Origin of the sequence: Streptococcus mitis SK575 (assembly GCF_000257865.1) — a bacterium.
Lineage (GTDB): Bacteria > Bacillota > Bacilli > Lactobacillales > Streptococcaceae > Streptococcus > Streptococcus mitis_CQ.
In genome coordinates this window covers 1-14736 of sequence record NZ_AICU01000022.1, presented here as the reverse complement: position 1 = coordinate 14736, position 14736 = coordinate 1, and the positions used below count along the sequence as shown (strand labels likewise).

The window sequence follows — 14736 nt, the reverse complement described above, 5'->3', positions numbered from 1 at the left end:
ATTTTTCTTTCTAATTTATGTTCCCATATTTTCTATACATTATCCATTTATAAATTGATTGCGTAGTATGAGCAATTTTATCAAGGTGATGAATAATATCTAAAGCACCAATTACTTCAGAAACATTCCCATCATCTTCAAATATGTAATTCATTATTTTCTTTTCAATATTTGTACTAAGCTCTTCTATCTCATTCTGTTTTTGTATAACAACCATATCTAAACATCCAGATTGTTCCTCTCTATAACAAGATATAGCCCTATTCATATGCAGTCCGATAACTTCATGAAGTATTTTTATTTCTGAAATAATTTTCTTCAAAATTTCATTATTTTGAATAATCTGTAGATTTTTTAAAATTTCAACAATTCTATCCCCAATACGTTCAATGTCAGTTGATATTTTTATTACACTAATAATTCTTCTTAAGTCATATGAAACGGGATGTTGTAAACAAATTAACTCATATCCTTTTTTATCAACATTTAGAACTGACTCATTTATGATTAAATCTTCTTTAATCAATTCTATTCGTTCTTCATTTGATAAATATTCAAATAACTTCTCATATTTATCAAGCACAGATACCCAAATGGTCTCTAAATTATTTGATAATTCTATAATTTCATTTTCTAAATATAACCTTAACATTTAGGTACCTCTTCTTAACAAAGTTCAATAGTAACAATTAATATTTTAAACAATATATCAAACATCAATAACTACAATACTTGCATCATCTTTCTTTCCATAGATTGGATCAATAGCAGAAGAATTAAATCTCATCTTAATTAACTCTTCAAAAGTTTTATTTTGATTATTTTGATAGAATTCATAAAAGCCATCGCTCATTAAAACAATTTGTTCACTAGTAACATCTATTTGATTAATAATAGCATGGTCTAAAAATCTCTCATCCAACGAACCTATCCAGTACCCACTCGGTTGATTAGATAATTTTCTGATTTTTTGTAAAATAATTTTTTTATTTAAAACACTATTTGTACCAATTGAGTCTTTTATCTCATTTTTCCCTTTTTCAAATAAGTTATCTACTCTATGATCAGTTATTTCCATTTCGTTTACTAACATGACGCAGTCACCTAGCATCATATACTCCAACTTTTTTTCTGAAAGTTTAGCAAATATAAAAGCAAATGTTGGTAAGCGATAATACTCTGTTAATTCATATGAGTTTAAACCGATTTCATCTTTAACCTCGAGTAAAGCAGTTTCAAATATTTGTTTAAGAGTTTTTGATTCTTTACAATTAACCGACAAACTTTCTGATAAAATATGTACAACTTCTGAGACTGAATAACCTATCTCCTCTTTAGAATTATATAAATCTGTAGCTCCATCAATAATCCAAAAATACTGATTTTGTGAACCTACAGCATCCTCATTTTCTACGGAACTTCCTTGTATCGAACAAATTTTATTTATCTTTACCATAATACTTCAACCCTTTTAGTGTCAAAAGTAAACCAATTCCTGTCACTGTTAAGAATAGTTCCATAATCTTGTTCGAACCAGTCTTTGGTAATTTTTGTTTTACATCTACTATTTCTTTAGATTTATTAATATGATTTTCAGTTTCTATGCCATCTCCAACTATTTTATGGTTCACTTCTTCTGTCTTATTATCTTGTTTATTGTCGATCTTGTCATTAATTTGTCTATTATCTTTACTTGAGTTAAACTCTCCGTTCTTCTGGTTACTATCAATTACATTATTTGAATTAGATTGTTTTTCATGCACATATGAACTTGTTTTAAATTTTTCCTCTTTGTTTTTTTCTTTTTCGTTTTTATCACTTAAATTATTTGTTACAATTTTGTAAAGCCCATTCTCCGTTACAATATTGAAATTACCATCGCTATCACGTATAACAGGTTCTTTCCCATTTGCATTAGATTTGATGAATGATATATACTTACCGGATAAATTATAAAATTGGTTATTTAAAACGGTTATTTTACCCTTTGAATCCTCAATAACAATTCCTTCTTTACCACCGAATATACTATTCTCTGACACTACTAAATTATCACTAACTCGTAATAATTCAATATTTGGTTGTTCTGTTTCCTTAGAATTATTATTAATTACATTTTTTGTTACAGTAATATCTGATACTTTTCCTAAATATTCTGCACTATCTTTTGCTACTCTAATAGCCTTTGTTTTAGGATCAGAAATATAAAATGTATTTTCAGTAATAACGACTTTCTTATTTAAATCAAGTTCATCTTTTACATTTTTATAACTATAAGCATTTATTAAGGCTGCACCATTTTCTCTATAATGTACACTTTCTCCTTTTACTTTCTTATCAAATCTATTTCCTTTAATTAAAATATCAGTAAATCCTGTAAAACGTACACCTGCATACATCATGTTATCAAAATGATTATTTAAAATTTTAATATTAGAGGGGTTCTGTGTCGACAATGTTTGATAGTGTGTGCCAATTGCTGTTACTAATTCTCCAGATTTATCACTTTTGCCAAAATAGGAATTTTGAATAGTCACATTTTCAGATTTTTTCCCATCATCATTCAAGGCATAAGGAAAACCTTTTCTAGTTAATGGTTCAATCTGAATGCTCTCCTTGGTTATAATTTGCCCATCCTTCATCGTTTTGGGTAAGGCTTGCCCAAGAAAACGAGAATTATCAACTAATACATTTTTCGAACCTGCAATTTGAATAGCATGCCCCTGATAACTATCTTTGAAAGTTACATTTCGAATTGTGACATTAGTACTGTTTCCAATTGCAAATCCACCTGAAGAATTTATAAGTGGTAGATTTTTTGCTTTAGTTCCTTCTTCATTCAAAGCACCGTTCATATCAATAGTTCCACCAGAATAACTAATATCTTCTGTTGGGCCCCATTCTACTTGCGCACCATCATCCGTAAATAAACCTGTCATAAAAACAATGGAAGGGTGATTCTTAATATTTATACCATTTAGAATTGTAGCTTTCTCATTCAATTCTAAGTGTGTATGACTTTTTAAAAAAACAATTTCTTTTACTAAATAAGTTCCTTCAGGAAAATATACATTTCCTCCACCTAGTCCTTTAGCTGCAGCATCTATTGTATCTTGAATTGCTTGACGATCATCATTAACCCCGTCACCTATTGCTCCATAATCTTTAACATTCAAAGCTACGTGTTCGTTCAGATTAGTACTTAAAATAGTATTCACTTCCATCCCAGAGATGTTACCAATCATAGTATCATTTGTTATATCAGGTTTATTTTGATTAATACTCACTCCTCCATTATTATCAGTACTTAAACTTGAATTGTTATCAAGACTGAGAGTATCAGAATGGGGTTCCGCAGATAATGATGTAGATGTGCTACTCAACAAAGAGTTCATTTGCATATTATCTTTAGACGAAGAAGTTTCACCAACTACTTCATTAGCTAAAACACTTTGTGTTCCAATAAATAAAACCGCTAAGAGAACTGAGCAAACTCCCACCTTAGACTTACGAATAGAGAAAACCTCATTTTGTTGAAAAGATTTCATATTAGCCTCCAATTAAAAATATTATGTCCTAATTTAATATTCATATAAATTCCATACCAGAAAATGACACCGCTGTCATTTTCTTTATAATATATTTTTAAATCAAAATTGTCAAGGAATAACACAATAAAATATCAAAATTGTGAAAGCGTGACCATTTATATATCTAACCATACTTCTAATAATTCTTTAACCTTCCATTCAAAAGTGATTACTATCTTTCTTAGCTTGAACATAAAAATATCCTATTCACTGTATTTAAAGCATGTTGATATCTCGTAAAATACTAATTTATAAATACAAGAACAAATATCTTGTCATGCAAGCATTCACCAGGTATATTTACATGAATATCGTTCATATAGCGGATTGAAATCAAAACAATACAATATATTTCTTAAATAGATTTTCTATAAAAGCTAGATTCAAGCTCTATAAAAATAGACGCAGTTCTTCTAAAATACTGGAATAGGACATATAGATCATTGTAGACACGTGTTTTATAGATTATTTCAAAAGAATGACTAGAACATGAAAAATAGTCTCAAAACTTTGAACAATATTCTGAAAACAAAAAAGAAAGACGCGAGTTTCCACAACCTCATTCGTGGAAACTCGCGTCTTTCAAAAAATAGGGTGAATTGAAAACTAGAACAAGACACTACATTTTCTAAATGATGCCTAATAAAAATTCTAAATGCTACACCAAATTGCTCACATCTCATTTCAAACCATACAGTATATTGAAACTATAAGAGTACACCTTTGCTTCTAAAATATTGCTAGAAATTAATTTGACTATCCTGATTGATTTGTCCTGTTTTTATTTCATTTTACTATAGGACTTTCAATTGAAAACAACAGTTTTACACTCAATTAGACTTTTTAGAAACAGAATCACTATTACTTGACTGTAGTTTGTCATTTTTTTGATGAAGTTAGCACTTTTTCAGAAACTGTTTTGAAAGTCTCAATGATATAGTCCACTTCTTCATCGCTTAATTTAGTGTGAAGAGGGAGCGTAATTTCATTTTCAAAGAAGGCATAGGCCTTAGGATAATTCGCCATATCAAAACCAAGATTCTTATAGGCTGTCAAGAGCGGAAGCGGTTTGTAGTGGACGTTACTTGCAATTCCTGCTTTGGCCAATTCTTGGATGATAAGATTGCGTTCTTCTAAGTTTGCTCCTTCTACATGGGTAATGTAGAGGTGACGTGAAGATTCGACAGTTTCAGTCTTGTGTGCCAAAGGATGGATGCGAGAACCTGCAAAACCACGATCATAGCGGTCCACAATGTCCTTACGACGTTGCAATAAACTTGGATAGCGGTCCAATTGTACCAGACCAAGTGAAGCCATGATATCGGTCATGTTACACTTGTAAGCTGGTGTTACGATATCGTATTCCCATGAGCCCAGTTGCATCTTGGCAAGAGCATCCTTAGTTTGGCCGTGAAGGGAAAGGATTTGGAATTCCTTGTACATCTCTTCATCATCAATCGCTGGATTAGCTTTCCAAGTGGCACTTCCACCCTCTGCTGTTGTAAAGTTCTTAACGGCGTGGAATGAGAAGGAAGTAAAGTCAGCGATAGAACCAGCTGGTTGTCCTTTATATGTAGATCCCAAAGCATGGGCACTATCAGAAACAATCACAATACGGTTAAAGGCTTTTTGCCACTTGCTTGAAGCAGTAAAGAGATCACGTTTCTTCTCCACTACATGGAACAAACGGTCGTAGTCGCAAACAATCCCTGCGAGCTCTACTGGGATGATCACCTTTGTCTTTTCAGTGATTGCTTGCTCCAGAAGGTCATAGTCCATCTCAAACGTATCTGCTTGGATATCCACCATGACAGGGGTTGCTCCCACGTGAGTGATGACACTACATGAAGCTGTATAAGTCATGGCTGGAACGATGACTTCATCACCAGGTCCAACTTCCAAGACGCGCAAAATCAACTCAAGAGCGGCAGTTGCAGAATTGAGGCAGACAGTCTTAGGCGTCTGTGTGTATTGAGACAAGCGACGCTCTAGTTCTTTTGTCTTAGGACCTGTTGTGATCCAACCAGAACGCAGGGTATCCGCTACTTCAGCAATTTCTGCTTCCGTAATATCGGGTGGTGAAAATGGAATATTGTAATTTGGCATTGATTTGCTCCTTTTATCTGTACTCATTCTCTCATGACTACTTTATTTTAGCACTTCAAACACGGTTTGAAACATGATTTTGATGTCTCCAAGGAAACTAAACTCTCGGAGATAGGCGAGGTTATAGCGCATCTTTTCAGGAAGGACGTGTTCGACATAGGCTTGGTCAACCGACAGACCTTTCTCCGTCATTTGACTGATGATAGTGTCCTCATCCTTGTAGTTGATGCTGGCTGGAGAGGTAATCCCTGCTGGCAAAAGCAAGGTTGCCATCATTTCAGGGCTATACTGCTCTGTGTAGCGTGGCACTTCAGGTCGTGTACCAACAAAGGACATTTCGCCTTTAAGGACATTGACCAACTGAGGCAGTTCATCCAAACGCACACGGCGGATGAAATTGCCAACCTTGGTAATTCGGCTATCGTTAGCAGAAGTCACCAGACTTCCTTTTTTGTCTGCATCTGTCACCATGGTACGGAACTTCCAAATCTTGAAAGATCGATTGTACTGGGTCACGCGCTCTTGCTTGTAAATCACTGGCCCCTTGCTATCCAACTTGATCCAAATGCTCAAAATGAGAAAGATGGGAGAGGTCAGAACCAGTACAACCAAGGCCAAAACCCAGTCCAAACAACGCTTGAAAATCAGCGAACCCTTCCTTTTAGAGACAAGCTGGTAGTAAGACTCAACCTCGCTTGATTTCATTTCCACGGGCAAGTCTTCCCATTTCAGCATGCTGTTTCTCCTTTGTTTTTATTATACTATTTGTCAACATTTTTCATTATACCACAAAATGGAAAAGGCGGTGAAAGAAATCTGTAATTTGAAGGATTTCCTTCTTATGCTCAATGAAAATCAAAGAGCAAACTAGGAAGCTCGCCGCAAACTGCTCTATACACAGCTTTGAAGTTGCAGATAAAGCTGACATGGTTTGAAGAGATTTTCAAAGAGTATTAGGCCATGGCCCCTGCCTGCAAGCTATACATCTTGTGATAGGTTCCTCCCAAGGCCAAGAGTTCCTCATGGGTTCCACTCTCGATAATGCGCCCCTTGTCCAAAACATAGATGCAGTTGGCGTCTTGGATGGTAGAAAGGCGGTGGGCAATGGCAATGGTTGTCCGCCCCTGTCTCATCTTCGCCAGAGAAGCTTGAACCAAGCTTTCTGTTTCAGAGTCAATATTGGCTGTCGCTTCATCCAAAATCAAGATTTTAGGCTGACTAGCAACTGTTCTGGCAAAGGCAAGAAGCTGACGCTGTCCAGTAGAAAAGCTCGAACCACGTTCGGAAACAGGTGCATCATATCCCAGCGGAAGGTCCTGAATAAAGGAATCTGCATCCACAAAGGCAGCTGCAGCCTGAACCTGCTCATCACTGATATCTTGGTACATGGCGATATTGGACTTGATGGTCCCATGATAGAGGAAGGGTTCCTGCAAGACTAGACCGATATTTTTTCTCAGTTCTTCCTGACTGTAGTCCCTGATATCCACACCATCCAAGAGAACTCGCCCTGACTGAAATTCATAAAAGCGCATGAGAACATTGATAATCGAAGATTTCCCAGAACCTGTATGCCCCACAAAAGCAATGGTCTCACCCTTCTTAACAGAAAAAGAGATATCATCCAGAATCGGATGTTTGCCATCATAAGAGAAACATACATGTTCAAAACGGATGTTGCCTTCTTTGATCTCGGTCTGTCCATTTTCTTGAAGAGGCTCATAGGTCCTCTCGTCAATCAAGGCAAATACACGACCTGCAGAAACCATAGACGTTTGAAGGGTCGAAAAATTTTGCGTCACTTCAATCAGGGGATCAAAGAGACGATTGATATACTGGATAAAGGCATACATGGTCCCGGCCGTTATTCCCAGATAAAGTCCACGGTAGCCAAAATAAGCCATTAAAACTGCATAGCCTAGGAGTTTCAGCAAACTCATGGCAGGGCGCAAAAAGAGGGCATCCAAGGCTACAGAACGGTTGGCATAGACCAAGTGTTCTTGGTTGATTTCATCAAACTCTGACTGTAGGCGCTTCTCTTGATTAAAGGCCTGGATTATTCTGATTCCCTCGATGTTTTCAGCCAGCTTGCTATTGATATCAGATAAGAGACTTCTGGTTTTCTCAATGATTTTCACTGATTTTTTCCGATAGAGATTGACCAAAAGGAAAATCAAGGGGAGAAAGAGCAGGACTAAAGTCGTCAAACGAAAATCCAACACCAACATGGTATAAAGGGTTGTCAGAAAGATGAAAACTGCTGAGATAAAGCTAGATAAAATCCCCGAAAACATATCACTGATTGTCTCGGTGTCATTTGTCAAACGAGAGACGATGGAGCCTGCTGGCGTCTTGTCAAAGTAAGACATACCCAGTTTTTCCATATTGGCAAAAGCATCCCGACGAATATCTCTAACAATACTGTATGACACCCGTGCAAAGAGAAGATTGCCGACATACTGGACCAGAGTTTGTAGGATATAAAGGCCATAGTAGACCAGCAAAACGGTCACAGCGAGTTGGTTGAGATTGCTGAGATACTGGTCGATAAAGTGGGAAGCCACAAGGGGAATGACACTTTTGATGACCGTCGTCGCTAGTAGAAAACTGAGTGCCAAAAAGGTAAGGAGTCCATAAGGCTTGAGATAAGACATCAAGCGCTTCAATACAGCCCATTGTTCTTTCTTATTCTGCATCTTCTTCTCCCTTCATTTCCAGCTGCTGAGACTGGTAGGTTTGGGCATACCAGCCATCTAAGGCTAGCAAGTCTTCGTGCGTACCCCGTTCAATAATTTGACCATTTTGCAGAACCAAAATCAAATCTGCATGAACAACCGCACTGAGGCGATGGGCAGTGATAATGGTTGTCTTGTCCTTTCGCGTCTCCTTGAGGTTGTCGATAATCGCATACTCCGTCTTGGCATCCACGGCCGACAAAGAATCATCCAAAATCAAGATATCAGGGTCTAAAATCATAGCCCGACTCATGGCCAGACGCTGCTTTTGACCTCCAGAAAGACTGACTCCCTTTTGACCAATCAACGTATCAAATCCCTGAGGCATGGCTACAATGTCTTGGTAAACTTGGGCTAGCTTAGTCGCTTCCTCGACCGCTGAAAGTGGTAAATCAGGATTCCCAAAGCGAATATTATCTAAGATTGAAGTCGCAAAGAGGAACTGGTCCTGAGGGACGTAGCCCATGAGACTACGAAGGTCTGTCAAACGGTAGTCACGAATATCGTGACCGTTTAGATAAATGGCTCCCTTATCCACATCGTATTCACGCAAGAGGAGTTTAATCAAGGACGTTTTCCCAGAGCCTGTCTGACCAACTAATCCCAATGTTTGCCCTTTTTCCAAACTAAAGTGAACATTTGTCAGTGTTTCCTCATTTTCAAATGCAAAACTATCAATGGCATACTGCAAGCGCCCATTTTCAATACTGTCTAGAGGAAACTCAGGGTCTTGTACAGGTGATTCCTGAGACAAAAGTTCCTCAATCCGCTGGTAGGAAACTTTCCCTCGCTGAGTAATATTAAAGAGGAAGCCGATGGCCATAAGAGGCCAAACCAGCATATCCAAATAACTGATAAAAGTGACCAGATTACCAACCGTAATTTGCCCTTTCTGAACCATCAAGGAGCCTACCAAGAGCGTTAAAACATAGGAGGAACCAACAAATAAGAGAACCATAGGGTCAAAGAGACTATCGTATTTCATGGTTTGCAGGTTCTTTTGGAAGGTCAATTCATTGACTGTCTGAAAGGACTTGAGCTCGTCCGCCTGGTAACCGAAAGACTTGGTCACTTTGATACCTGATACAGACTCCTGCACCTTGTTATTGAGTTCAGAAAAGGCAGCCTGTGATTCGCCAAAAGCCTTGTGGGTCTTTCTCCCTAGACGACTGGTCGCATAAGCCATGAAAGGCAGGGGTAGAATGGCAACCAAGGTCATTTGCCATGAAATGCTAAAGAGCATGGTCATCAAGGTCACTAAAGCCGTGATAGAGGCATCCACGGCAGACATAACACCACCCCCTGCCAGACGCGTTAGGGCATTGATATCATTGGTTGCGTGTGCCATCAGGTCCCCCGTCCGGTAGGTTTGATAAAAAGCTGGAGACATTTTTGTGAAATGTTCAAATAAGCGAGAGCGCATAATCTGTCCCAAACGGTAGGAAGTCCCAAGGATATACATACGCCAAACATAGCGCAGATAGTACATCCCAAAGGCTGAAAGAAGCAAGTAAAATAGGGCAAGAAGGAGGTCCTGCTGGGTTAATTGCCCCGATGTGATGGCATCAATGACCCTCCCCATAACCATTGGGGGAATGAGGTTGAGGACGGAAACCAAGACCAGAGCCACAATCCCGACTAAATAACGGCGTTTTTCTAACTTGAAAAACCACCAAAGTTTTTGAATAATGGACATAACATCCCTTTCTGATTGCAAATAGAAACCTGAGGCCAAGACCCCAGGTTTTTCTTATTCATAGGTTACGACTGTGACCGCACCCTTGTCATACTCAGCGATAAAGATATTGGCTACATTGTCATGCCCTTGCTTGCTGAGGTTATCAAGCAACCACTCTTCGTTACGACCAATCGACTCCAAAACATCGACTTGTATCACACCGTCAGTCACAACTGGATACTTAGGATTTTCATCTCCCATTTGGACCACGATGAGTTGGCCATTTTGCTCCTGCACAGCGCGTTTGACCTGCTTCATCTGGAAAATCCCTTGGCTACGAAGCTTGAGGGCTACTTCCGCTGCAGACAAACCAACTGAACGACAGGCTTCTGGGTCAATCTGACCATTTTTGATGAGGAGAGTTGGCTTACCATCAATCAAGCGTTTGACAAAATGAACATTGTTACTAAGCCACTTGAGGGTCAAAACCAAAATCGTCCACATCATCAAAATCACTGCGTACTGGAGAATGCTAATAGAACTATTGTAAATCACCCCACCGATAATACCACCGAGAACATAGTTCTGAATTTGGTCTGTCGCAGAGTTAGGCGCCAGATTTCCCTTTCCTGTCACATTGATAACAAAAACAAGCGAGAAAAGACCCAAGGCCAGTTTGATTAAAATTTCCATATAATTGAGTGTCATTTGTTTACCTCCACCAATTCAATAGCGTCTGTTTGATGCAATTCTAATTTCTCTAAAAGATACTTGTCTGGTTGGCTCCCGTTCATGGCACGATAGAAATTTGAACCTACCTTGATAAGTGCTCCATCAGTGGCTGCAGAAGTATTGACATAAACTTCTGATTTATCCACTCCCAAGTCTTTGGAAACAACCTCTATGAAATGAAGTGAAGTTTGAAATTGGTTGTTAGAGGCTTGATTGGTCTGGTATTTTGAGATTGTCACCAAAAGCATGGCCACCAAGGTCAAGGCCAAAATCATGACCAATTCCCGAAACTTAGTCCCCTTTTTATCTCGATAGGCTTTAAAAGCAAAAAATCCTGTGATAGCTAGGAGCACAATCCCAAAGCCAATCATCATTCCATTTTGCTGACTGATTTGGCTAAGTACATAGTCATATGAGTAAAATTTCATTTATTTTCACTCCCTTTCATAAAATCATTCTTAATTATAAACGAAAGAGAGTGATTTTTCAAGCCATACGTTGGGTAAATAGACTTATCAGACCAACTTCTCAAACTAATGACTCCAGTAGCTATTTCAAGATTCTGATTTTGATAATTGATATGAATAAACACCAGGCATCAACACCACAAGTAGAAGTGTCAAGAAAAACACCCAGTAAACATATATTTGAACAAAGGAATTTAGAAACAATAACAATCCTCCTAACACCCAAATTTTTCCAGCTAATCGATGTGTTTTTCTCCAGTTTTTATCACTCTCCAAGGTCCACGGAAGTCGAATACCGATTATATAATTTCGGTGTGTTTTTGGTAGATAATTTCCAATTACGATCATAACGACTCCCATAAAAATCTGAGCTAGTAGCCCACTCATCATGGAATAACCCAAAGATTCTCCGAAGATAGAAATCATTAATAGACAAGATACAAAAGGAATAATCCAGTAAATCAAAACTTGTATTTTTGAACTGATATTGCTAGATTTAGGATCCTTAATCATTAAAAATAGAAGCAACCAATGCATCAAAAGCATGAGAGTAGGTAATCCAAAGATAGCAAACATTTTATGATTGTAGCCATCTGCTTGACCCAGTAGATTAAAATGAGTGGGTATCTCCTCTGGTAATTGATTCCAGAAAACACAACCTACAAGGGAAGGTAGTAGGATGAGAATGCTCGTAAATAATACCAATTTCTTATTGATTTTTATCTTCATCAAAATGATCTCCTTTCAGATCTGCTAACCAAACCATTATATCCTCTAAAACCGATGTATTTAACTCATAATAAATAAAGTTTTTTTCTTTCATTTCATGAATCAAATCCGCTGCTTTCAAAATCGTGAGATGGTGTGAAATAGTTGCACCTGTCAACTCGAATTGACTGGCAATTTCTCCAGCAGATAATCTACCTGCTTTGAGTAAATTTAAAATCTCTCTCCTAACTGGATGAGATAAGGCTTTAAAACTATTTGCAAAACTCATAATGACTCCTTTCCCTTTGTAATATTAGTAGGGCTAGGAATAAGCAAGGTAGAACTGATAGCATTCCGGTCGGTGATGGGCCTAAAATCAAGAGGATTGAAACTTTTTCTCCTGGTAATTGAAATAGTAACCCAAGACCTGCAGTTGCATTGATTGCCCCATGAAATAGGGCTGAAGCCCAGATAGAGCCTGTCTTTTCCAACAACCAGCTTAACAATATTCCTAGGCTAAAACAAAATAGAAACATGGCGACAACTCCCAAAACAGGATAAGCAAAATAAGATATTCCATAATTATAGCCTTGTAAATTGATTGGTAAATGCCATAGACTCCAAATGAGAGCAAGCAAGACATGAGTCTGGACTATTGAAAAGCGTCCTCTTAGAGCTGGGTAAAGATAGCCACGCCAACCAATTTCCTCCCCCAATGCAAAGAAACTATTAAGAAAAGGAGCGTAGGTCAAACTAGCTAAGATTTGAATCAAGGCCAAGAAAGATAAGGGAATGGTTGATTGAGAGACACCTTTTTCTTGTAAGATGGCTTGAATAGATTCAAAACCAAGGCTGAAATTGCTAGGGAATACAAGAAAATAAAGTCCTGCTCCTAAAAAACTGATGACTGCTGGTAACCAGATAGCTAGTAAGTAAAAGCGCCAGTTGCTCTTGAGATTCACAACTAATTTAGATTTGATTCCACCAGGTTGATTCGTGATTTTCCCTAAGAGAAAGACTGCAAGTGCAGGCATCCACATGGCTACAATACTAGCAAGCTGACTCCATGGAGAATTTAGACCAACACCACTTAGCCATAGTGCCAACCATATTATCCAAGCAAGGGCATAAGCCAAGACCACAAAAAGAAGGATTGTTCTCTTATTTGACATATTTGTACACTTCACTTTCTATTTAGATGTTTTTCTAAATAACATTATACACCTTTCCATTCTAAATACAAGAACTATTTAGATTTTTTTCTAAATAGTTTAGGGAATTTTTATTTTCTCAGGATAAAGTCTAAAGAGTGATTTTTCAAACCATACGTTGGGGAAATAGACCTTTTTTTGGTATAATAAAATCTATAATCTGAATGAAAAAGGTAACTTTATGAAACTTATCTCATGGAATATTGATTCTCTTAACGCAGCCCTAACTAGTGACTCAGCTCGTGCCAAATTGTCCCAAGAAGTCCTACAAACCCTTGTTGAAGAAAATGCTGATATCATCGCTATCCAAGAAACCAAGCTTTCTGCCAAAGGGCCTACAAAGAAACACTTGGAAATTTTAGAAGAACTCTTCCCAGGCTACGAAAACACGTGGCGCTCTTCCCAAGAGCCTGCCCGTAAAGGCTATGCTGGAACCATGTTCCTCTATAAGAAAGAACTCACACCCACTGTCACTTTCCCAGAAATCGGTGCTCCGTCTACCATGGACTTGGAAGGCCGTATCATCACTCTAGAATTTGATGAATTTTTCGTAACGCAAGTTTACACTCCAAACGCTGGCGATGGCCTCAAACGCTTGGAAGAACGCCAAATCTGGGATGTCAAATATGCTGAGTACTTGGCTGAACTAGACAAAGAAAAACCAGTCCTTGCGACCGGTGACTACAATGTAGCCCACAATGAAATCGACCTTGCAAATCCTGCTAGCAACCGCCGTTCACCAGGATTTACCGACGAGGAACGTGCTGGATTTACCAACCTCTTGGCAACTGGATTTACCGACACCTTCCGCCATATTCATGGCGATGTTCCAGAACGCTACACTTGGTGGGCACAACGCAGCAAGACTTCTAAAATCAACAATACAGGCTGGAGAATCGACTACTGGCTGACAAGCAACCGCGTGGCTGACAAGGTGACCAAGTCTGATATGATTGACTCCGGTGCGCGCCAAGACCACACACCCATTGTCATGGAGATTGAACTCTAAGGAGAAAACGAATGGACTATCAAGCTGTCATTCCTGAATTTGTAGTATCTGACATCGAACAGTCGCGCCACTTCTACTGCGACTTGTTGGGATTCTCTGTCGAATACGAGCGCCCCGAGGAGAAATTTCTCTTCCTCTCGCTTGAAGACTGCCAGCTCATGTTAGAAGAAGGCAGCGCAGAAGAATTAGCCCAACTGACCTATCCTTTCGGGCGCGGTGTCAATATTTCCTTTGGCATCAAGGATGTACCCCAGCTCTACCAAAATCTGCTGTCAGCTAACTATCCCATCCATCGTCAACTGACAAAAAGAGAATTTCGTGTTGGGGATCACTATATCTATCCTCACGAGTTTGCAGTCTTGGATCCAGATGGTTATTTTTTAAGATTTAGTGAATAGAATAATAAAGATTGGGAAAAAGTCTTTAAAGTTAGAAAAAGGCATATTAGCAGGTCTTGAAGAAACTTGATAATATGTCTTTTATGATGAAAAAATCTTCTA

General features: G+C 38.3%; 14 protein-coding genes. 2 read left to right on the top strand and 12 right to left on the bottom strand.

The genetic code is table 11. From position 1 onward, the window contains the following. Nucleotides 1-10: 10 nt before the first annotated feature. The 12 genes from HMPREF1048_RS04450 to HMPREF1048_RS04400 all read right to left on the bottom strand — a co-directional run bounded on the left by HMPREF1048_RS04450 (nt 11) and on the right by HMPREF1048_RS04400 (nt 13188). Nucleotides 11-652 carry a phosphate signaling complex PhoU family protein gene (locus tag HMPREF1048_RS04450; protein WP_000945327.1) on the bottom strand — a complete coding sequence of 214 codons (642 nt, stop codon included), beginning with the start codon at nt 650-652 and terminating at the stop codon, nt 11-13. A gap of 57 nt (nt 653-709) precedes the next feature. Beyond that, nucleotides 710-1456, bottom strand: coding sequence for a protein phosphatase 2C domain-containing protein (locus HMPREF1048_RS12570; protein ID WP_000239018.1), 747 nt, complete (start codon nt 1454-1456; stop codon nt 710-712). After that, nucleotides 1440-3548 carry a glycosyl hydrolase family 28-related protein gene (locus HMPREF1048_RS04445; RefSeq protein WP_000834744.1) on the bottom strand — a complete coding sequence of 703 codons (2109 nt, stop codon included), beginning with the start codon at nt 3546-3548 and terminating at the stop codon, nt 1440-1442. Before HMPREF1048_RS04445 ends, HMPREF1048_RS12570 begins: the two co-directional genes overlap by 17 nt. A gap of 921 nt (nt 3549-4469) precedes the next feature. Next, nucleotides 4470-5696, bottom strand: a complete 1227-nt coding sequence (locus HMPREF1048_RS04440) for a DegT/DnrJ/EryC1/StrS family aminotransferase (protein ID WP_001134513.1) — start codon at nt 5694-5696, stop codon at nt 4470-4472. 42 nt (nt 5697-5738) lie between these two features. Further along, a complete protein-coding gene (locus HMPREF1048_RS04435; protein WP_000922212.1) occupies nt 5739-6431 on the bottom strand; it encodes a sugar transferase in 693 nt (230 codons plus the stop codon). A 218-nt stretch (nt 6432-6649) separates the two neighbouring features. Beyond that, a complete protein-coding gene (locus tag HMPREF1048_RS04430; protein WP_001180028.1) occupies nt 6650-8392 on the bottom strand; it encodes an ABC transporter ATP-binding protein in 1743 nt (580 codons plus the stop codon). Further along, entirely contained in the window at nt 8382-10127 is a 1746-nt protein-coding gene (locus tag HMPREF1048_RS04425; protein ID WP_000022591.1) for an ABC transporter ATP-binding protein, read from the bottom strand. Before HMPREF1048_RS04425 ends, HMPREF1048_RS04430 begins: the two co-directional genes overlap by 11 nt. Before the next feature lie 54 nt (nt 10128-10181). Further along, nucleotides 10182-10817 carry a DUF421 domain-containing protein gene (locus tag HMPREF1048_RS04420; RefSeq protein WP_000174458.1) on the bottom strand — a complete coding sequence of 212 codons (636 nt, stop codon included), beginning with the start codon at nt 10815-10817 and terminating at the stop codon, nt 10182-10184. After that, nucleotides 10814-11269: a DUF3290 family protein gene (locus HMPREF1048_RS04415; protein ID WP_000675343.1), complete on the bottom strand. Its 456-nt coding sequence runs from the start codon at nt 11267-11269 to the stop codon at nt 10814-10816. The genes HMPREF1048_RS04420 and HMPREF1048_RS04415 overlap by 4 nt, the downstream gene beginning before the upstream one ends. Nucleotides 11270-11395: 126 nt before the next feature. Continuing rightward, complete coding sequence (locus HMPREF1048_RS04410) at nt 11396-12037, bottom strand: SdpI family protein (RefSeq protein WP_000694118.1); 642 nt, start codon at nt 12035-12037, stop codon at nt 11396-11398. Continuing rightward, nucleotides 12018-12305, bottom strand: a complete 288-nt coding sequence (locus HMPREF1048_RS04405; protein WP_000006509.1) for an autorepressor SdpR family transcription factor — start codon at nt 12303-12305, stop codon at nt 12018-12020. The genes HMPREF1048_RS04410 and HMPREF1048_RS04405 overlap by 20 nt, the downstream gene beginning before the upstream one ends. Beyond that, on the bottom strand, nt 12289-13188 hold the full coding sequence (locus HMPREF1048_RS04400) for a CPBP family intramembrane glutamic endopeptidase (protein WP_000066796.1): 900 nt from the start codon (nt 13186-13188) through the stop codon (nt 12289-12291). The genes HMPREF1048_RS04405 and HMPREF1048_RS04400 overlap by 17 nt, the downstream gene beginning before the upstream one ends. A 220-nt stretch (nt 13189-13408) precedes the next feature. On the opposite strand from HMPREF1048_RS04400, the gene HMPREF1048_RS04395 reads away from it, so the two are divergent. Both HMPREF1048_RS04395 and HMPREF1048_RS04390 read left to right on the top strand, forming a co-directional pair. Next, nucleotides 13409-14236, top strand: coding sequence for an exodeoxyribonuclease III (locus HMPREF1048_RS04395; protein ID WP_000767478.1), 828 nt, complete (start codon nt 13409-13411; stop codon nt 14234-14236). A gap of 11 nt (nt 14237-14247) precedes the next feature. Then, nucleotides 14248-14634 carry a bleomycin resistance protein gene (locus tag HMPREF1048_RS04390; protein WP_000386226.1) on the top strand — a complete coding sequence of 129 codons (387 nt, stop codon included), beginning with the start codon at nt 14248-14250 and terminating at the stop codon, nt 14632-14634. Nucleotides 14635-14736: the final 102 nt, after the last annotated feature.